The sequence below is a fragment of the Bradyrhizobium sp. CCBAU 21365 genome, from assembly GCF_015291305.1.
GTDB lineage: Bacteria > Pseudomonadota > Alphaproteobacteria > Rhizobiales > Xanthobacteraceae > Bradyrhizobium > Bradyrhizobium elkanii.
This window is the reverse complement of record NZ_CP030036.1, coordinates 6,034,689-6,049,487: the sequence shown is the minus strand read 5'-3', so window position 1 is coordinate 6,049,487 and position 14,799 is coordinate 6,034,689. Positions and strand designations below refer to the sequence as shown.

At 65.8% G+C, this 14,799-nt stretch carries 17 protein-coding genes; 5 read left to right on the top strand and 12 right to left on the bottom strand.

Going from position 1 to position 14,799, the window contains the following annotated elements:
• Positions 1-9: 9 nt before the first annotated feature.
• Positions 10-711 carry a ribulose-phosphate 3-epimerase gene (gene rpe / locus XI02_RS28475; protein WP_194483235.1) on the bottom strand — a complete coding sequence of 234 codons (702 nt, stop codon included), beginning with the start codon at positions 709-711 and terminating at the stop codon, positions 10-12.
• 252 nt (positions 712-963) lie between these two features.
• Between rpe and XI02_RS28470 the strand changes: the two genes are divergently transcribed.
• On the top strand, positions 964-1,761 hold the full coding sequence (locus XI02_RS28470; RefSeq protein ID WP_172647694.1) for an EF-hand domain-containing protein: 798 nt from the start codon (positions 964-966) through the stop codon (positions 1,759-1,761).
• Between the two features lie 126 nt (positions 1,762-1,887).
• On the opposite strand, the gene XI02_RS28465 is transcribed toward XI02_RS28470, so the two are convergent.
• From XI02_RS28465 to XI02_RS28435, 7 genes are all read right to left on the bottom strand, one after another.
• The gene (locus tag XI02_RS28465; RefSeq protein ID WP_172647695.1) at positions 1,888-2,883 is read right to left on the bottom strand and encodes a P1 family peptidase; all 996 of its coding nucleotides are present in this window, start codon (positions 2,881-2,883) and stop codon (positions 1,888-1,890) included.
• A gap of 178 nt (positions 2,884-3,061) precedes the next feature.
• On the bottom strand, positions 3,062-4,180 hold the full coding sequence (locus XI02_RS28460) for a branched-chain amino acid ABC transporter substrate-binding protein (protein WP_018272407.1): 1,119 nt from the start codon (positions 4,178-4,180) through the stop codon (positions 3,062-3,064).
• Between the two features lie 166 nt (positions 4,181-4,346).
• A complete protein-coding gene (locus XI02_RS28455) occupies positions 4,347-5,081 on the bottom strand; it encodes an ABC transporter ATP-binding protein (RefSeq protein WP_028336790.1) in 735 nt (244 codons plus the stop codon).
• Complete coding sequence (locus XI02_RS28450) at positions 5,078-5,470, bottom strand: endonuclease domain-containing protein (RefSeq protein WP_244981092.1); 393 nt, start codon at positions 5,468-5,470, stop codon at positions 5,078-5,080. Before XI02_RS28450 ends, XI02_RS28455 begins: the two co-directional genes overlap by 4 nt.
• Before the next feature lie 128 nt (positions 5,471-5,598).
• Positions 5,599-6,432 carry an ABC transporter ATP-binding protein gene (locus XI02_RS28445; RefSeq protein ID WP_172647696.1) on the bottom strand — a complete coding sequence of 278 codons (834 nt, stop codon included), beginning with the start codon at positions 6,430-6,432 and terminating at the stop codon, positions 5,599-5,601.
• Positions 6,429-7,754 carry a high-affinity branched-chain amino acid ABC transporter permease LivM gene (gene livM, locus XI02_RS28440; protein WP_026192977.1) on the bottom strand — a complete coding sequence of 442 codons (1,326 nt, stop codon included), beginning with the start codon at positions 7,752-7,754 and terminating at the stop codon, positions 6,429-6,431. The genes XI02_RS28445 and livM overlap by 4 nt, the downstream gene beginning before the upstream one ends.
• Positions 7,755-7,764: 10 nt before the next feature.
• Positions 7,765-8,682: a branched-chain amino acid ABC transporter permease gene (locus tag XI02_RS28435; RefSeq protein ID WP_018272404.1), complete on the bottom strand. Its 918-nt coding sequence runs from the start codon at positions 8,680-8,682 to the stop codon at positions 7,765-7,767.
• A 369-nt stretch (positions 8,683-9,051) separates the two neighbouring features.
• Here XI02_RS28435 and XI02_RS28430 point away from each other — a divergent pair, with 369 nt between their 5' ends.
• The gene (locus tag XI02_RS28430) at positions 9,052-9,198 is read left to right on the top strand and encodes a hypothetical protein (RefSeq protein WP_016840407.1); all 147 of its coding nucleotides are present in this window, start codon (positions 9,052-9,054) and stop codon (positions 9,196-9,198) included.
• Positions 9,199-9,292: 94 nt separating this feature from the next.
• Here the strand turns inward: XI02_RS28430 and XI02_RS28425 are convergent, their stop codons facing one another.
• The gene (locus tag XI02_RS28425) at positions 9,293-10,051 is read right to left on the bottom strand and encodes a hypothetical protein (protein WP_016840408.1); all 759 of its coding nucleotides are present in this window, start codon (positions 10,049-10,051) and stop codon (positions 9,293-9,295) included.
• A gap of 170 nt (positions 10,052-10,221) precedes the next feature.
• Between XI02_RS28425 and XI02_RS28420 the strand changes: the two genes are divergently transcribed.
• Complete coding sequence (locus XI02_RS28420; protein WP_069279666.1) at positions 10,222-10,749, top strand: hypothetical protein; 528 nt, start codon at positions 10,222-10,224, stop codon at positions 10,747-10,749.
• On the opposite strand, the gene XI02_RS28415 is transcribed toward XI02_RS28420, so the two are convergent.
• The 3 genes from XI02_RS28415 to XI02_RS28405 all read right to left on the bottom strand — a co-directional run bounded on the left by XI02_RS28415 (position 10,729) and on the right by XI02_RS28405 (position 13,483).
• Positions 10,729-11,121 carry a carboxymuconolactone decarboxylase family protein gene (locus XI02_RS28415; RefSeq protein ID WP_069279667.1) on the bottom strand — a complete coding sequence of 131 codons (393 nt, stop codon included), beginning with the start codon at positions 11,119-11,121 and terminating at the stop codon, positions 10,729-10,731. The genes XI02_RS28420 and XI02_RS28415 overlap by 21 nt on opposite strands.
• Before the next feature lie 140 nt (positions 11,122-11,261).
• The gene (gene pcaD / locus XI02_RS28410; protein ID WP_172649149.1) at positions 11,262-12,044 is read right to left on the bottom strand and encodes a 3-oxoadipate enol-lactonase; all 783 of its coding nucleotides are present in this window, start codon (positions 12,042-12,044) and stop codon (positions 11,262-11,264) included.
• A gap of 83 nt (positions 12,045-12,127) precedes the next feature.
• Entirely contained in the window at positions 12,128-13,483 is a 1,356-nt protein-coding gene (locus tag XI02_RS28405) for a 3-carboxy-cis,cis-muconate cycloisomerase (protein ID WP_172647697.1), read from the bottom strand.
• Between the two features lie 210 nt (positions 13,484-13,693).
• Here XI02_RS28405 and XI02_RS28400 point away from each other — a divergent pair, with 210 nt between their 5' ends.
• Together XI02_RS28400 and XI02_RS28395 are read left to right on the top strand one after the other, a co-directional pair.
• Positions 13,694-14,140, top strand: a complete 447-nt coding sequence (locus XI02_RS28400; protein ID WP_016840413.1) for a carbon monoxide dehydrogenase subunit G — start codon at positions 13,694-13,696, stop codon at positions 14,138-14,140.
• A 168-nt stretch (positions 14,141-14,308) separates the two neighbouring features.
• Positions 14,309-14,794 carry a (2Fe-2S)-binding protein gene (locus tag XI02_RS28395; RefSeq protein WP_016840414.1) on the top strand — a complete coding sequence of 162 codons (486 nt, stop codon included), beginning with the start codon at positions 14,309-14,311 and terminating at the stop codon, positions 14,792-14,794.
• The last annotated feature ends 5 nt before the right edge of the window (positions 14,795-14,799 follow it).

Below are 14,799 nucleotides of genomic sequence, written 5' to 3'. Positions count from 1 at the left end.
TCCGGATCATCAGATTGCTTCGCCGCGCGCCTCGGCCGCCGCATGGCGGATCGCGGCGATGTTGGCCTTGTAGGCCTCGACGGTGCCGCCCTTGAACACGGCGGACCCCGCGACGAAGGCGTTGGCGCCGGCGGCCGCAAGCTGGCCCGCGACGTCGGGCGCAACGCCGCCGTCGACCTCGATGTCGATCGGGCGGCCCGCGACCATCGCCCTGACGTCGCTGATCTTGCCGATCGCCGAGCGGATGAAGGCCTGGCCGCCGAAGCCGGGATTGACCGACATGACCAGCACGAGGTCGATCAGGTCGAGCACATATTCGATCGCGCTCGTCGGCGTTGCCGGATTGAGCGAGACGCCGGCCTTCTTGCCGAGCGCGCGGATCGCCTGCAACGAGCGGTGCAAATGCGGGCCGGCCTCGGCATGCACCGTGATGTGGTCGCAGCCCGCCTTGGCGAACCCCTCCAGGTAGGGATCGCAGGGTGAGATCATCAGATGGGCGTCGAAGATCTTCTTGGTGTGCGGCCGCATCGCCTTGATGACGTCGGGGCCGTAGGAGATGTTCGGCACAAAATGTCCGTCCATCACGTCGAGATGGATCCAGTCGGCGCCGGCCTGGTCGACGGCGCGGACCTCCTCGCCGAGCTTTGAGAAATCCGACGCCAGGATCGACGGAGCGATAATGAGGGGACGCGGGGTGAATGACTGAGTCATGTCAGCTGTTCCGGAAGACTTCAGGGGGCGACGGGTGAGTCCGCCTAACATGCGGACGCGTGGCGGGCAATGCGAGCGGACGGCGCTCCGCGACCGGAAAATTCTTCCGCCGGCGGCAGCTCTTGCCGGGTGCGCGGAACCCGCTTCGACGCGGGAAGCCTGGTTTTACTGGGTTTTTGCCATGGCACGCCCCTTGCTCAGCCACTGACCAGCGTTTGAGCCGCCAAGGCGCGGCCCGGTTGGAGTATTGCCATGCTGTTCGCCCTTGGCGCTGCGTCGTCGGCCATTGACCTCTTGAGCTCGCTGATGTCGTCGAAGTCGACGACCCAGACCGGCAGCTCCAGTAAGGGAGGGCAGACCGCCGGCCTGTTCGCCCCTTCGACCGGTACCTCGACGTCGACCGGCAGCAGCACCGGCACCGGCTCGGGCAGCGGCTCCGCGCAGATTTCGCCGCTGACCATGGGCGCGCTGATTTCCGCGCAAAGCCAGTCGCAGACCGCGGTTTCAAACAGCGCGACGGCAGCCAGCCGCTCGGATGCGCTCAAGGACCTGTTCTCGCAGATCGATGCCGACGGCAACGGCAAGATCACCCAGTCCGAATTCGAGAACGCGCTCGGCGCCGGCGGCACCAACACCGCGCAGGCCGACGACGTGTTCTCCAAGCTCGACAGCAATGGCGACGGCAGCGTCAGCCTCGACGAGATGTCCCAGGCATTGCAGGGCCACAAGAGCGGCGGCCATCATCGCCATCACATGACCAGTGGCTCGACCGATGGATCCGGCTCCGGCAGCGGCGCGGGCGGATCGAGCTCCGATCCCTTGATGCAGGCGCTGGACGGCGCGACCGCGACGTCGGTGACCAACAGCGACGGCTCGACCACCACGACGACGACCTACGCCGACGGCTCGAAGGTGTCGATGACGACGCCGGCCGCGTCCTCCGTGACCCTCAACGCGGCCTCGTCCTACAATATCGTCGAACAGCTGATCCAGCGCCAGGCGAAGGCGATCTCCGCGCAGGACTTCGCCGCGATTTCCGTCAGCGCCTAAGACGAGACTGGTAATTTCCGTCATTGCGAGGAGCGGAGCGACGAAGCAATCCATCTGTCCACGTGTGCGGACAGATGGATTGCTTCGCTTCGCTCGCAATGACGGCAGAGCCAGAAGCGCGATGATCTAGCCGAATTTGTCCCGCCAGCTCGGCAGCGCGCCGGCGAATGGCAGCGCGGTCGCTGAATGGACGCCGCGGGCGATGGCGCGCGCCACCGTGTTGGCGGCGAGCGCACCGAGCCTCGTGAGGCCGAACAGCGGATCGATCGGCTTGGCGCCGGTCGCGGCGGCAAACACCACGTCGCCGTCGAGCGGGGCGTGCACGGGATAGATCGCGCGCGCCATGCCGGTCTGCGCGATCATCGCTAGCCGCCGCGCCTGCGGCTTCGTCAACTGCGCATCAGTCACCACGACGACGAGGGTGGTGTTCTCGGCGGCGCTGGCGTCGGCGCCGCCCTTCAGCCGCGCCTTCAGCATGTCCGGCGTGAACGCGGGCGGCAGGCCGCGCCCGCCGAACTCGCCGCCGACCTCGAACGGCGCCGCCCAGAACCAGGGGCCGCTGCCGACCGTGACGCTGCCGACCGCGTTGACCACCGCGAGCGCCGCGACCGTCACGCCGTCGTCGGTCACGTCGGACGCCGAGCCGAGGCCGCCCTTCAGATTGGCCGTGGTCGCGCCCAGGCCGGCACCGACGCTGCCGAGTTCGAAGGCATCAGAGCCGGCATTGGCCGCCGCGTAGCCGAGATCGCGATAGGGCGGAAAGCGTCCCCACGCCTTGTTGCCGCCGTTGAGCAGGTCGAAGCAGATCGCGCCCGGCACGATCGGGATCACCGCGTCGCGGATGCGGAAGCCGCGGCCGCGTTCGGCGAGCCAGGCCTGCACGCCGCCGGCGGCATCGAGCCCGTGCGCCGAGCCGCCGGACAGCGCGATGGCGTCGATTGCCTCGACGACGTTGTGCGGCGAAAGCAGCGCTTCCTCGCGGGTGCCGGGACCGCCGCCGCGGACATCGATCGAGGCGACCGCCGGCCGCTCGAACAGGATGGCGGTGACACCGGAGGCGACCGTTGGATCGTCGGCATGGCCGACGGCAACGCCGGCAATATCGGTGAGAAGGTTTTTCACGATAGGTCCATCCGCCTGCTGTCCGATCGATCCGGTATAGCAGCCGCGACGGAAGCATCAACCGTCGGGCGCGGGCGGACGGAGACGTGCGGTAAGACTTGCAGGCATCCGGTCGAAAAAACGCCCCGGCGGACCGGGGCGTTCTCGTATCTCTGATTGGATCAGACGCGCGAGAGGCTCAGGAGCCCTTCGGATTGATCTCGGTGTAGTTGCCCTTGGCGTCCCACTTGTAGACGACGTAATCGATCGCCTTGATGTCGCCCTTGGCGTCGAAGGCCATCTTGCCGAGCACGGTATCCCATTCGCCGGCCTTGATGGTGTCCATAACCTTCTTGGCGTCGGTCGAGCCGGCCTTGGCGACGGCCTGCGTCCAGACCTGCATCGCGGCGTAGGTGTAGAGCGTGTAGCCCTCGGGGTCGATGTTCTTGGCCTTGAACTTCTCGACGATCGCCTTCGCGGTCGGCTTGTTGCGCGGGTCGGGGCCGAAGGTGAACAGCGTGCCTTCGGCGGCGGGGCCGGTGATCGAGGCGAACTCCTTGTCGTTCATGGCGTCGCCCGCCATCAGCACGGTCTGCAGGCCCTGGTCGCGCATCTGGCGCAGGATCAGGCCGGCTTCCTGATGGTAGCCGCCGACATAGACCAGATCGATGTTGTCGCGCTTCAGGCGCGAGACGATCGAGTTGAAGTCCTTGTCGCCCTTGTTGTAGGACTCGAACATCTTCTCCTGGAAGCCAGCCTTGTTCAGCGCCTTCTTGGTCTCGTCGGCGAGGCCTTTGCCGTAGGTGGTCTTGTCGTTCAGGATCGCGACGTTCTTGCCCTTGTAGTTCTTCATGATGTAGTCGGCGGCGACCAGGCCCTGCTGGTCGTCACGGCCGCAGACGCGCGCCACGTTCCAGAGCTTGCGCTCGGTGAACAGCGGGTTGGTCGAGGCCGGGGTAATCTGCAGCACGTTGGCGTCGGCATAGGCCTCGGAGGCCGGGATCGAGGACGACGAGCAGAAATGGCCGGCCACGAACGGGATCTTCGAAGAGCCGATCTTTTCCGCGATCGAGCGCGCCTGCTTCGGATCGCAGGCATCGTCGTCGGCTTCCAGCGCGAGCTTCTTGCCGAGCACGCCGCCGGCGGCGTTGATGTCGGCGACCGCCTGCTCGGCGCCATTCTTCATCTGCCGGCCGAAGGCGGATTCGGAGCCCGTCATCGGGCCCGCGACTGCGATGGTGATGTCTTGCGCGAACGCGCTCGCCGAGAATGCGAACGAAGCGCCCAATGCCAGGCCGATCAGCTTCAGTGATTTCATGAGACGTCCCTCGTGGTCGTTGCCTCTTGCGGAAGGGCCCGGCGCGCCGGGCCCCAAAACCGCGGGCATTCTCAGCTGATTTCGCGGCGAAGTCACCGGCAATTTTCAGGCAAATCGACGCTGCATCCGCCACGTCTTGCTTGCGGTGGCGGCACGGAACGCGCAGCTAGCCGCGGCGGCCGCCTTCCAGATAGGCGGCGCGGATTTCCGGGCGCTGCAGCAATTCGGCGCCGGTTCCGGCCAGCGTGATCAGCCCGTTGACCATGACATAGCCGCGATGGGCGAGCTTCAGCGCATGGTTGGCGTTCTGCTCCACGATCAGGACGGTGAGGCCGTCCTGCCGGTTCAGCGTGCGGATGGCGTCGAAGATCTGGCGCGCGATCAGCGGCGCGAGCCCAAGCGAGGGCTCGTCCAGCATCAACAGCCGCGGCCGGCTCATCAGGGCGCGGCCGATCGCCAGCATCTGCTGCTCGCCGCCCGACAGCGTGCCGCCGCGTTGTGCGACGCGTTCCTTCAGGCGCGGGAACAGCGCGAACACCCGCTCCAGCCCGGCTGCGCGCTCGGCCTCGCTGCATTCGGTGGCATCGGCGCCCATCTGCAGGTTTTCCGCGACGCTCATGCGCGGAAAGATCCGCCGGCCCTCCGGCGATTGCGCGATGCGCAGCCGCGCGATCTCGTGGGTCGGCACGCCGGTGATGTCGCGGCCGTCGAACTCGATCGCGCCGGCGCGGGCGCGCGGCCGGCCGAAGATCGTCATCATCAGCGTCGACTTGCCGGCGCCGTTGGCGCCGATCAGGGCGACGATCTCGCCGCGATTGATCTCGATATCGACGCCCTTCAGCGCCTCGATCTTGCCATACGCCGCGCGCACGCCGCGCACCGCGAGCAGGGGCTGAGTCATGACTCGTTCCCCTTCTTGGCCGACACGGCGGTGTCGGTTCTCCCTCCCCCTGAAAGGGGGAGGGTTGGGGTGGGGGTTGTCGCCGCTTGCGCCAATCTCTCCATGTGCGTCACCAGGTCGCTCAGCACGCCGTCCATATTCGACAGCACGTCGTTGTTCCAGTAGCGAACCACGGTGACGCCTTTTTCCGCGAGCCATGCGGTTCGGCGATCGTCGGCCTGCTTCCGCTGCTCGGCATGCTGACCACCGTCCATCTCAACAGCCAGACCAAGGCGCGAGCAGTAGAAGTCGACGGTGTACGGGCCGATCGGGTGCTGCTTGCGGAAGGAGAAGCCGTTGAGTTGATCGCGACGCAACGCACGCCAGAGGCAGGCTTCCGCATCGGTCATGCTTGCGCGGAGAGACCGCGCCCGTGCCGTCATATCTTTTGTGCGGGAAAAGCGTGACCCCCACCCGCCCGCTTCGCGGTCGACCTCCCCCTTGCAGGGGGAGGTGGGGGGCTTGCTGGCTGCGCTCGTCACGTGCCGCTCTCCATCACGGCGATCGCCTCTTCCTCGTCGGCGCCGAGATAGGCGGCGATCACCTTGGGATCGTCGCGCACCGTCTGCGGCGTGCCCTCGGCGATCTTGACGCCGTAATCCATGACCACGACGTGATCGGAGATCTCCATCACGACCGACATGTCGTGCTCGATCAGGAGGATCGAGGTGCCCTGTTCGTTGCGGATCGACAGCAGCAGCTCGTTCAGCCCGCCGCTCTCGCGCGCGTTCAGTCCCGCTGCCGGCTCGTCGAGACAGAGCAGCACAGGTTCAGTGCACATCGCGCGCGCGATCTCGAGCCTGCGCTGGTCGCCATAGGGCAGGTTGCCCGCTGCATCGTCGGCGCGGTCGAGCAGGCCGACGCGCGCGAGCCAGGTCCGCGCCAGATCGATGGCGCGCTGCTCGGCCTCGCGCCAGGACGGCAGGCCGAGCAGCCCGAGCAGGGTCAGGCCCGAGGCGCGCATCAGCGCGTTGTGCTGGGCGACCATCAGATTTTCCAGCGCGGTCATGCCGGGAAACAGCCGGATGTTCTGGAAGGTGCGCGCCACCTTGGCCTGCTTGGAGATGCGGAAATCGTTCAGCCGCTCGAGCTCGATGGTGCGGCCGTCGTCATGGGCGAGGCGGATCGCGCCCCCGCTCGGCCGGTAGAACCCGGTGATGCAGTTGAATACGGTGGTCTTGCCGGCGCCGTTCGGCCCGATCAGCGCGGTGATCTTGCGTCGCTCGGCCGCAAAGGACAGCTCGTTGACCGCGACGATGCCGCCGAAGCGCATCATCAGGCGGTCGACGGTGAGGATGTGGTCGCCGCTCATCCGTGGCCCTCCTTGACGAGGTCGGACGAGATCGCCTGGTTGCGTTCCAGGAACACGGTCGGTGCGCGATGGCCGATCAGCCCGCGCGGCCGCCAGATCATCAGCAGCACCATCGCCATGCCGAACACCAGCATGCGGTATTGATCGAGGCCGCGGAACAGCTCGAAGCCGCCGATCATGGTCAGCGCGGCGAGCGCCACGCCGAGCTGCGAGCCCATGCCGCCGAGCACGACGATCGCCAGCACCAGCGCCGATTCCTGGAAGGTGAAGGATTCCGGGCTGATGAAGCCCTGCCGCGTGGCGAAGAACGCGCCGGCGAGGCCGCCGAACATCGCGCCGGTCGCGAACGCCGTCAGCTTGGTGGTCGTGGTGTTGATGCCGAGCGCGCGGCAGGCGACCTCGTCCTCGCGCAGCGCCTCCCAGGCGCGGCCGATCGGCAGCCGCCGCAGCCGGATCGTCACCCAGTTGGTGATCAGCGCCATCGCCAGGATCAGGTAGAACAGGAAGACGAGGCGGTGGGTCGGTGAGAATTCGATGCCGAGCTTGGCGGCGAGCCCGTCATCACCCGCCGTCAGCGGAATGCCGAACATGGTCGGGCGGGGAATTCCCGACACGCCGTTGGGGCCGCCGGTCAGGCTCTGCCAGTTGATGATGACGAGGCGGATGATCTCGCCGAAGGCGAGCGTCACGATCGCGAGATAGTCGCCGCGCAGCCGCAGCACCGGGAAGCCGAGCAGCACGCCCCAGAACGCCGCCAGGATGCCGGCAAGCGGCAGGCAGACCCAGAACGACAATCCGAAATTGGTGGCAAGCAACGCGTAGGAATAGGCACCGACCGCGTAGAACGCGACATAGCCGAGGTCGAGCAGGCCGGCGAGGCCGACCACGACGTTCAATCCCCATCCCAGCATCACATAGGTCAGGACCAGGATCGACAGGTCGAGAATGTAGCGCTGGTTGTAGAAGATGACAGGCACGAGGAAGGTGAACACCAGGAGCGCCGGCGCCAGCCAGCGGCCGGCGAACGACATCGCTGATTGCACCGGCTTCGGCACGATGCGGTCCTTGTCGACCGGTCCCCACCATTGCCGCAGCAGCTCGACGACGATGCTGCCGCCGAACACCGCGCCGACGAGGGCTGCGAGGTCGCCGAACCGCGTCCAGTAGATCAAGCCGCCCTGCGGCCCGGCCTCGGTCCGAACGCCGATCATCAGCGAGAACAGCACCAGCGCAACAAGGGCGCTGATCAGGGCTTTCTTGAGAATGAAGGCGCTGCCCGAGGGCTGCGCGGCGTGCGAGGGGCGGGCTGAGGTCGCGCTCACGAAGTGCCTGTCAGACTTTTTCGACTTCGGGACGGCCAAGCAGGCCGGTCGGCATGAAGATCAGCACCACGATCAGGATCGAGAACGCGGCGACGTCCTTGTACTCCACCGAGAAATAGGCCGACCAGAACGTCTCGATCAGGCCGATCGCGAGCCCGCCGAGCATCGCGCCCGGCAGCGAGCCGATGCCGCCGAGCACCGCGGCGGTGAACGCCTTGATGCCGGCGACGAAGCCCATGAAGAAATCGACCAGGCCGTAATACAAGAGATACATCATGCCTGCGACCGCGGCGAGCGCGGCGCCGATCACGAAGGTCATCGAGATGGTGCGGTCGACGTCGACGCCGAGCAGCGCGGCCATGGTCTGGTCCTGCTCGCAGGCGCGCATGTCGCGTCCGAGCCGGGTGCGCGAGACCAGCCAGGTGAACAGCGCCAGCACGACGATGGTGGCCAGCACGACCATGATCTGGATGTTGGAGAGCTGCACGGCAAAGCCCTGGGAGCCTTCATGCAGCGTGTAGCCGCCGGTGATGATCGGCGGCACCGGCTTCACCCGCGCGCCCTGCGACACCTGCGAGAAGTTGGTCAGCACGAACGACATGCCGATCGCCGACAGCATCGGCGCGAGGCGGAACGAATGCCTCAAGGGCCGGTAGGCGATGCGCTCGATGGTCCAGCCATAGAGCGCGGTGATCGCCATCGAGACCAGCAGCACGATCAGGAGGATCAGGGGGATCGCGGTGAGGCCGAGCGACACCAGCACCAGGAACGAGATCAGCGCGATGAAGCCGCCGATCATGAAGATGTCGCCATGCGCGAAATTGATCATGCCGACGATGCCGTAGACCATCGTGTAGCCGATGGCGATCAGGCCGTAGATCGAACCGAGCACGAGGCCGTTGATCAATTGCTGGGCGAAATAATCCATACGCTGCCGTCAGAGCCTGTTCGGTTGAGAACCGACCAGGCTCTCGTGTTGATCTGGACGCGCTTGCTTCACGCGAACCGGTTCCCACTTCGCTCGAAAACGCCACGTCGAGGGTGACGCGGCGAGGGCCCCGGCAGCCTGATCCGTCGCGTCGTGTCGTTTTCTAACAGTGGAACCCCGGCCGCGGCAACAGCGTGGCAGCAGCAGAAAGGGCTTGTACATAACTAGTTTGGCGGATGCGGTTCCGATGTCACAGGGCCGACATGGCCTTGCCTTGCAATGATCACGCCGGAACCCGTGTTCCCCGAGCAACCGCGCTTGCGACGCGCGCGTTGTCCCCAGCTTGATGAAAGCAAAGGGAGTAGCTGAATGAGCAACCCAAATCAGAATCCGGGCCAGCCCAACCAGAACCCCAGTCAGAAGCCCGGCCAGCAGCAGCAGGGCGGCGGCCAGAAGCCCGGCCAGCAACAGCAGGATCCGGGCCGGCAGGGCCAGAAGCCCAATCCGGAGCGCTAATTCGGACAATTGAGCCGAACTAGCAGGGAGGCCTCGCCGAAAGGCGAGGCCTCCCTTGTTTAGGCTTGAATCCTTTTCGCTTGGCCTGTCTGGTTCAGGCCAACTGGTCGGCGAAGCGGCCGCGGAAGGCGTATGAACCGAAATGCGTGAGCTCGCTTCGAAGGTCGAGCCAGATTTCGCCGCCGAGGTCGATCCAGCGCCGGCAGAACGCGTAATCTTCGGACAAATACTCGCCGGTCGTCTTGTCGATCATGCATTCGAACAGCGAGACGCGGTCGAGGTCGGCGCGAACCAGGTCGCCGGTGTTCAAGTCGTTGCTCTTGTGGTTCGCTCGATATTTGAGTTCGGGGTGGGCGTCGCACAGCCTGACGAGGGCGGATCGCTTCATCATGAGAAAGCCGGTTCCGGCATATCGGACCTTGGCGAAGCCATCGCCGCGCGCCGTGATCTGGTCGCCCTCCCATGTGACGACATAGTCCAGCGAGGATGACGCGAGGTTCCTTCGCTTGGCCTCCGCAGCCCGCTGCACCTTGGCCCAATCGATGTGCTTGAGCGGATAGGCCGCGGCCGAAACATCGGTGCCGCAATCCAGCAGCCGGAAGACGGACTCGGGTTCGAATCCGATATCGGCGTCGATGAACAGGAGATGGCTGGCGCCGGATGCAAGGAATTGGTGGGCCAGTTCGTTCCGGGCGCGCACGATCAGCGATTCGTTTCCGATCAGATGGAACTGGATGTCGATGCCCCGGGCGGTGGCCGCAGCCTGAAGCTTCAGGGCGGACAGCACATAGGCCATCTTCAGATCGCCGCCGTAGCAGGGCGTTGCGACGAAAACGCGCGTTCTTTCGGTCATTTTACCCCCAATTTTCGGTCGGCACGGGAGCCGATCGCATCGATCCGGAACCATCGCATCGCGCTTAACCTTAACAAAGGGTTTAAATTGCTGGCGGCAATTGATCGGCGTTAGCTCACGCCCTGAATCGTCGCCAATCGGATAAGGCGCGGGAAGCACGGGAAGCGGCAATGTCGAACAACTGGCGGATCAGCTCCTTCAACGGCGCGCTGCTTGCGGCCTATTTCATTCCGGTCTGGAGCATCATTGCCTTCAGCATCATGGTGTCGCCGATCCACGGCCTCTATGAGCGGCCGAGCGTGTCGATCGCGTTCTATGCCAGCGACTATCTGCACCTCGGCAAGATGGCGACGGTGCGGCTCGCATGGCTGCTCGCGCTGGCGCGGATCACCGTGGTGGCGTTCTTCGCGGTCTTCCTCGCGATGACAGCGTTCTCGCCGCTGCGCAAGAGCAGCAGCGGCGCCGACGAGGCGCTCGCGGTGGCGCTCTGCCTCGGCAGCGTGCTGAGCTTCGCCAGCATGATGATGGCTTCCAAGGTCGGCGAGGTCGAAGCGTTGCGCATGCATGCGGCCGAGCTCCTGATGCTGCTCGGCACCGCGATCGTGATGCTGTTCGAGACCGCGCCGAAGCGAGCCGTCGAGGCGCCCGTAAACGAGGCGGGCGCGCCTGCGAGCGAGCTATCCCTTCAGCAGCCCTAGCTCGGCAATGATCGCGCCGGCTTCCTTGACCGCGTGATTGGCCGCGGGCACGCCGCAATAGATCGCCTGCTGCAGCAGGATCTCCTTGATGTCGTCGGGCGTGAAGCCGCCCTCGGCGAGCGCCGCGCGCACATGCAGGCGGAATTCGTCCCACTGGCCGAGCGCCACCATGGTGCCGATCACCAGCACGCGCCGGGTGCGGTGATCGAAATGCGGCCGGGCCCAGATGTCGCCCCACGCATAGCGCGTGATCAGGTCCTGGAAGTCGGTGTTGAACGCGTTGCGGTTCTTGATCGACTTGTCGACCCATTCATTGCCGAGCACTTTGCGGCGCTGCGTCATGCCGTCGTCGCGGCGCTGATTGTCGTCCATGGATGTCTCCTCATGAAATCGTAGCCCGGATGGAGCGCAGCGCAATCCGGGGCTTCAGCGTCGGCCGAAGACTTGTCCCGGATTTCGCTTCGCTGCATCCGGGCTACGCAGTCCCTGCGTTGCCACAACGCTCTTCGTTGTTACCGTTGCGTCAGGAAGCCGACCACGGCCTCGGTGAAGGCGTGCGACTGCTCGACGTTGGAAATGTGCGCGGCATCGAGCAGCGTCATGCTGGCGCCGGGAATGCCGCTGCGGATCATTTCGCCTGCCGACACCGGCGTTGCCATGTCCTGCTTTCCTGCGATCACCAGGGTCGGGCTCTTGATCCTGGGCAGCAACGCCCGCTGGTCGAGTGTCGACAGCGCCTCGCAGCAGGCGAGATAGCCTTCGACCGGCGAGGCAACCAGCATTGCTTTCATGCGCGCCGCGGTCTCCGGCTCGCGCTCGCGGAAATCGGCGGTCAGCCAGCCGGCAATCACGGTGTCGGCGACGGCGGCGATGCCGCCTTCCTTCACCGCCTTGATGCGGTTCAGCCAGTTGGTCGGATCGGGATAGTAGCAGGCGGTGTTGGCCAGGATGATCTTGCCGAATCGTTCCGGGGCATTCGCTCCCAGCCACTGTCCGACCATGCCGCCCATCGACAGGCCGCACCAGTGCACGTTCTCGATGTTGAGGTCGTCAAGGATCGCCAGCACGTCGCGGCCGAAGCGCTCCATGGAGTAGGGGCCCGCCGGCACGCCCGATTTGCCGTGACCCCGGCGGTCGTAGCGGATGACGCGGAACAGCTGCGTCAGCGCCCGCATCTGCGGCTCCCACATCTGCAAGGTGCAGCCGAGCGAGTTCGACAGCATCAAGGTCGGTCCGCCGTCGCGGCCGTCCACCTGGACGTTGAGCAGGCACCCGTCGGCGTTGATCATCGGCATCGTCTTGTCCCTCTCGTCATGCGCTTGCCGGGTCATCTGCGCGAAGACGCGCTTTGCGCTTTTGTCCGGCAACGACATCGTCGCTATTTGTCATCCAGTGAAGCCAGCAGGCGGTCGATCAGCGCTTGCGAGGCGCCCTGATAGGCCATCGGCTCGAACAATTCCGCGATTCGTTTCGCGTTGAGATGTGCGGTGACCTTGGCGTCCGCCGACAGCACCTCGCGCAGATGCTTCTTCTCCGCGACCGCGCGCTTGCTGGCCGCCTCGATCAGGTGATGGGCGTCGCTCTTGCCGATCTTGTCGGCGAGCGCAAAGGTGACGGCTTCCGCCATGATCAGCCCATGAGTCGCATCGAGATTGCTGCGCATCCGCGCCGCATCGACCTCGAGCCCTTCGGCGAGATCGACGATGGCGGCAAGCGCGCCCGAGGTCACCAGCATCAGGCCCGGCAAGGTCGGCCATTCCGCGTGCCACGGGCCGGCGCTGCGCTCATGGTCCTGCACCTGCGCGGCGAAGATCGTGGCGGCAAGGTTCGGCGCCATGGTCGCAGCCCCCAGCGCGCTCGCGGCAGCGACCGGATTGCGCTTGTGCGGCATGGTGGAGGAGCCGCCGCGGCCGGCGCCCGCGGGCTCGAAGGCTTCGCCGACATCGGTCTGCATCATCAGCGACACGTCGCGCGCGATCTTGCCGCAACTGCCCGCGAGGATCGCGAACATCGACGCGGCCTCGGCGATGCGGTCGCGATGGGTATGCCAGGGCGCATCCGGCATCGGCAGATCGAGCTCTTGCGCAAGCTCCGCGGCGACCGCTAAGCCCTTGTCGCCAAGCGCGGCGAGCGTCCCGGCGGCGCCGCCGAATTGCAGCGCCAGCGTCTCGCGGCGCAGGCGCAGCAGCCGCTTGCGGGAGCGATGCAGCGCCGCGGCATATTCGGCGAGCTTCAGCCCAAATGGCATCGGCAATGCGTGCTGCAGCCAGGTCCGCGCCACCACGGCGGTGTCGCGATGGGCGCGCGCAAGCCCGGCGAAGCCGGCAACGGCGCGGTCGAGATCGACCAGCAGCGCGTCGATCGCCGCGCGCAGCGACAGCATCGTCGCGGTGTCGATGACGTCCTGGCTGGTCGCACCCCAATGCACGTAGCGCGCCGCCTCGGCATCCGCCTTGGCGACGTTGGCGGTCAGGGTCTTCACCAGCGGGATCGCCAGATTGCCGGACCGCGTCGCGGCGTCGGCCAGCGCGGCGAGGTCGAACGATTCGGCCTTGCAGGCGCTGCCGATCGGTCCAGCGCCAGCTGCGGGAATCACCCCGCAGGCCGCCTCGGCGCGGGCCAGTGCGGCCTCGAAATCCAGCATGTTCTGCAGCGTGGCGGCGTCGTCGCACACCGCGCGCATCGCGGCGCTCGACAGCATCGGCGCAAGCAGGGGAGAAAGGGCTGTGCTCATGGCCGGCGACCTAACCACTGTCGCACGTCGCTGCCAATGCCCCGGGGCTGCCTGCATTTTCAACAGCGGGGATTGCGCGATTTCGTGAACGGTGGGCTTGGTTTGCTGCGGTTGCGAATATGCATCGCTCATCCTCCGAAGGTGCCCTTTCCTTTGTGTCCCGGCTGCTTTACTTGGGGGAAAAGGTTCTAGCGATCGAGGAGGTCCCCCATGGCCATGACAATGACCGGCGAAGTCCAGCTTGCAGCGCCGCGCCAGGCTGTGTGGGACAAGCTCAACGATCCCGAAGTTTTGAAGGCCTGCATTCCCGGCTGCGAAGAGCTGGAGAAGACCGACGAGGGCGGCTTCCGCGCCACCGCCAAGATGAAGGTCGGCCCGGTCTCCGCCCGCTTCAAGGGCAAGGTCACATTGAGCGATCTCGACCCGCCGAACGGCTACAAGATCTCAGGCGAAGGCGAGGGCGGGGTCGCCGGCTTTGCCAAGGGCGGCGCCACCGTTGGCCTTGCCGACAAGGATGGCGGCACGCTTCTGAGCTACAATGTGGAGGCGCAGATCGGCGGCAAGCTCGCCCAGCTCGGCCAGCGCCTGATCAACGGCGCCGCCAAGAAGCTGGCCGATGAATTCTTTGCAAATTTCGCCAAGGCGGTGCAGGGTTAGCCCCGCCTTTCGGCTGGATTATTCAGGTCCGGCCATGTCTTGCCGTTATGTCCTGGATGGGTGGCTCGAAAGGTTGCCCATCGCGGGGCGCGCCCATATTATGCCGTCTGGAATGATTTAAAACCGCCTGCTTCGCCGATATGCGGTGGCGCAGATAAGAGAGTGCTGATGGCCAAGATTTCAATGATCGTGAACGGCAACCCCGTGAACGCGAATGTCGACCCCCGTACCCTTCTGGTCCAGTTTCTGCGCGAAAACCTGCGGCTGACCGGCACCCATGTCGGCTGCGACACCTCGCAGTGCGGCGCCTGCGTCGTGCATCTGGACGGCAAGGCGGTGAAGTCCTGCACGACGCTTGCGGTGATGGCCGACGGTCATGAGGTCAAGACCATCGAGGGGCTGGCGGCCGATGGCGCGCCGCTGCATCCGATGCAGGAGGCCTTCCGCGAGCATCACGGCCTGCAGTGCGGCTTCTGCACGCCGGGAATGATCATGACCGCGGTCGACCTGGTCCATCGCAAGGGCCACGAGCTCTCCGACGAGGTGATCCGCGAGGAGCTGGAAGGCAATCTGTGCCGCTGCACCGGCTACCAGAATATCGTCGCTTCGATCGCCGCCGGCGCCAAGGCGATGGCGAAGTCGGACTTGGCCTAACAAGT

Excerpts from the sequence above, each read along its gene's own strand:
- rpe (WP_194483235.1), bottom strand. The coding sequence starts at position 711 with ATGACTCAGTCATTCACCCCGCGTCCCCTCATTATCGCTCCGTCGATC.
- XI02_RS28470 (WP_172647694.1), top strand. The coding sequence starts at position 964 with ATGCTGTTCGCCCTTGGCGCTGCGTCGTCGGCCATTGACCTCTTGAGC.
- XI02_RS28460 (WP_018272407.1), bottom strand. The coding sequence starts at position 4,180 with ATGAAATCACTGAAGCTGATCGGCCTGGCATTGGGCGCTTCGTTCGCA.
- XI02_RS28455 (WP_028336790.1), bottom strand. The coding sequence starts at position 5,081 with ATGACTCAGCCCCTGCTCGCGGTGCGCGGCGTGCGCGCGGCGTATGGC.
- XI02_RS28450 (WP_244981092.1), bottom strand. The coding sequence starts at position 5,470 with ATGACCGATGCGGAAGCCTGCCTCTGGCGTGCGTTGCGTCGCGATCAA.
- XI02_RS28445 (WP_172647696.1), bottom strand. The coding sequence starts at position 6,432 with ATGAGCGGCGACCACATCCTCACCGTCGACCGCCTGATGATGCGCTTC.
- XI02_RS28435 (WP_018272404.1), bottom strand. The coding sequence starts at position 8,682 with ATGGATTATTTCGCCCAGCAATTGATCAACGGCCTCGTGCTCGGTTCG.
- XI02_RS28430 (WP_016840407.1), top strand. The coding sequence starts at position 9,052 with ATGAGCAACCCAAATCAGAATCCGGGCCAGCCCAACCAGAACCCCAGT.
- XI02_RS28425 (WP_016840408.1), bottom strand. The coding sequence starts at position 10,051 with ATGACCGAAAGAACGCGCGTTTTCGTCGCAACGCCCTGCTACGGCGGC.
- XI02_RS28420 (WP_069279666.1), top strand. The coding sequence starts at position 10,222 with ATGTCGAACAACTGGCGGATCAGCTCCTTCAACGGCGCGCTGCTTGCG.
- XI02_RS28415 (WP_069279667.1), bottom strand. The coding sequence starts at position 11,121 with ATGGACGACAATCAGCGCCGCGACGACGGCATGACGCAGCGCCGCAAA.
- pcaD (WP_172649149.1), bottom strand. The coding sequence starts at position 12,044 with ATGCCGATGATCAACGCCGACGGGTGCCTGCTCAACGTCCAGGTGGAC.
- XI02_RS28405 (WP_172647697.1), bottom strand. The coding sequence starts at position 13,483 with ATGAGCACAGCCCTTTCTCCCCTGCTTGCGCCGATGCTGTCGAGCGCC.
- XI02_RS28400 (WP_016840413.1), top strand. The coding sequence starts at position 13,694 with ATGGCCATGACAATGACCGGCGAAGTCCAGCTTGCAGCGCCGCGCCAG.
- XI02_RS28395 (WP_016840414.1), top strand. The coding sequence starts at position 14,309 with ATGGCCAAGATTTCAATGATCGTGAACGGCAACCCCGTGAACGCGAAT.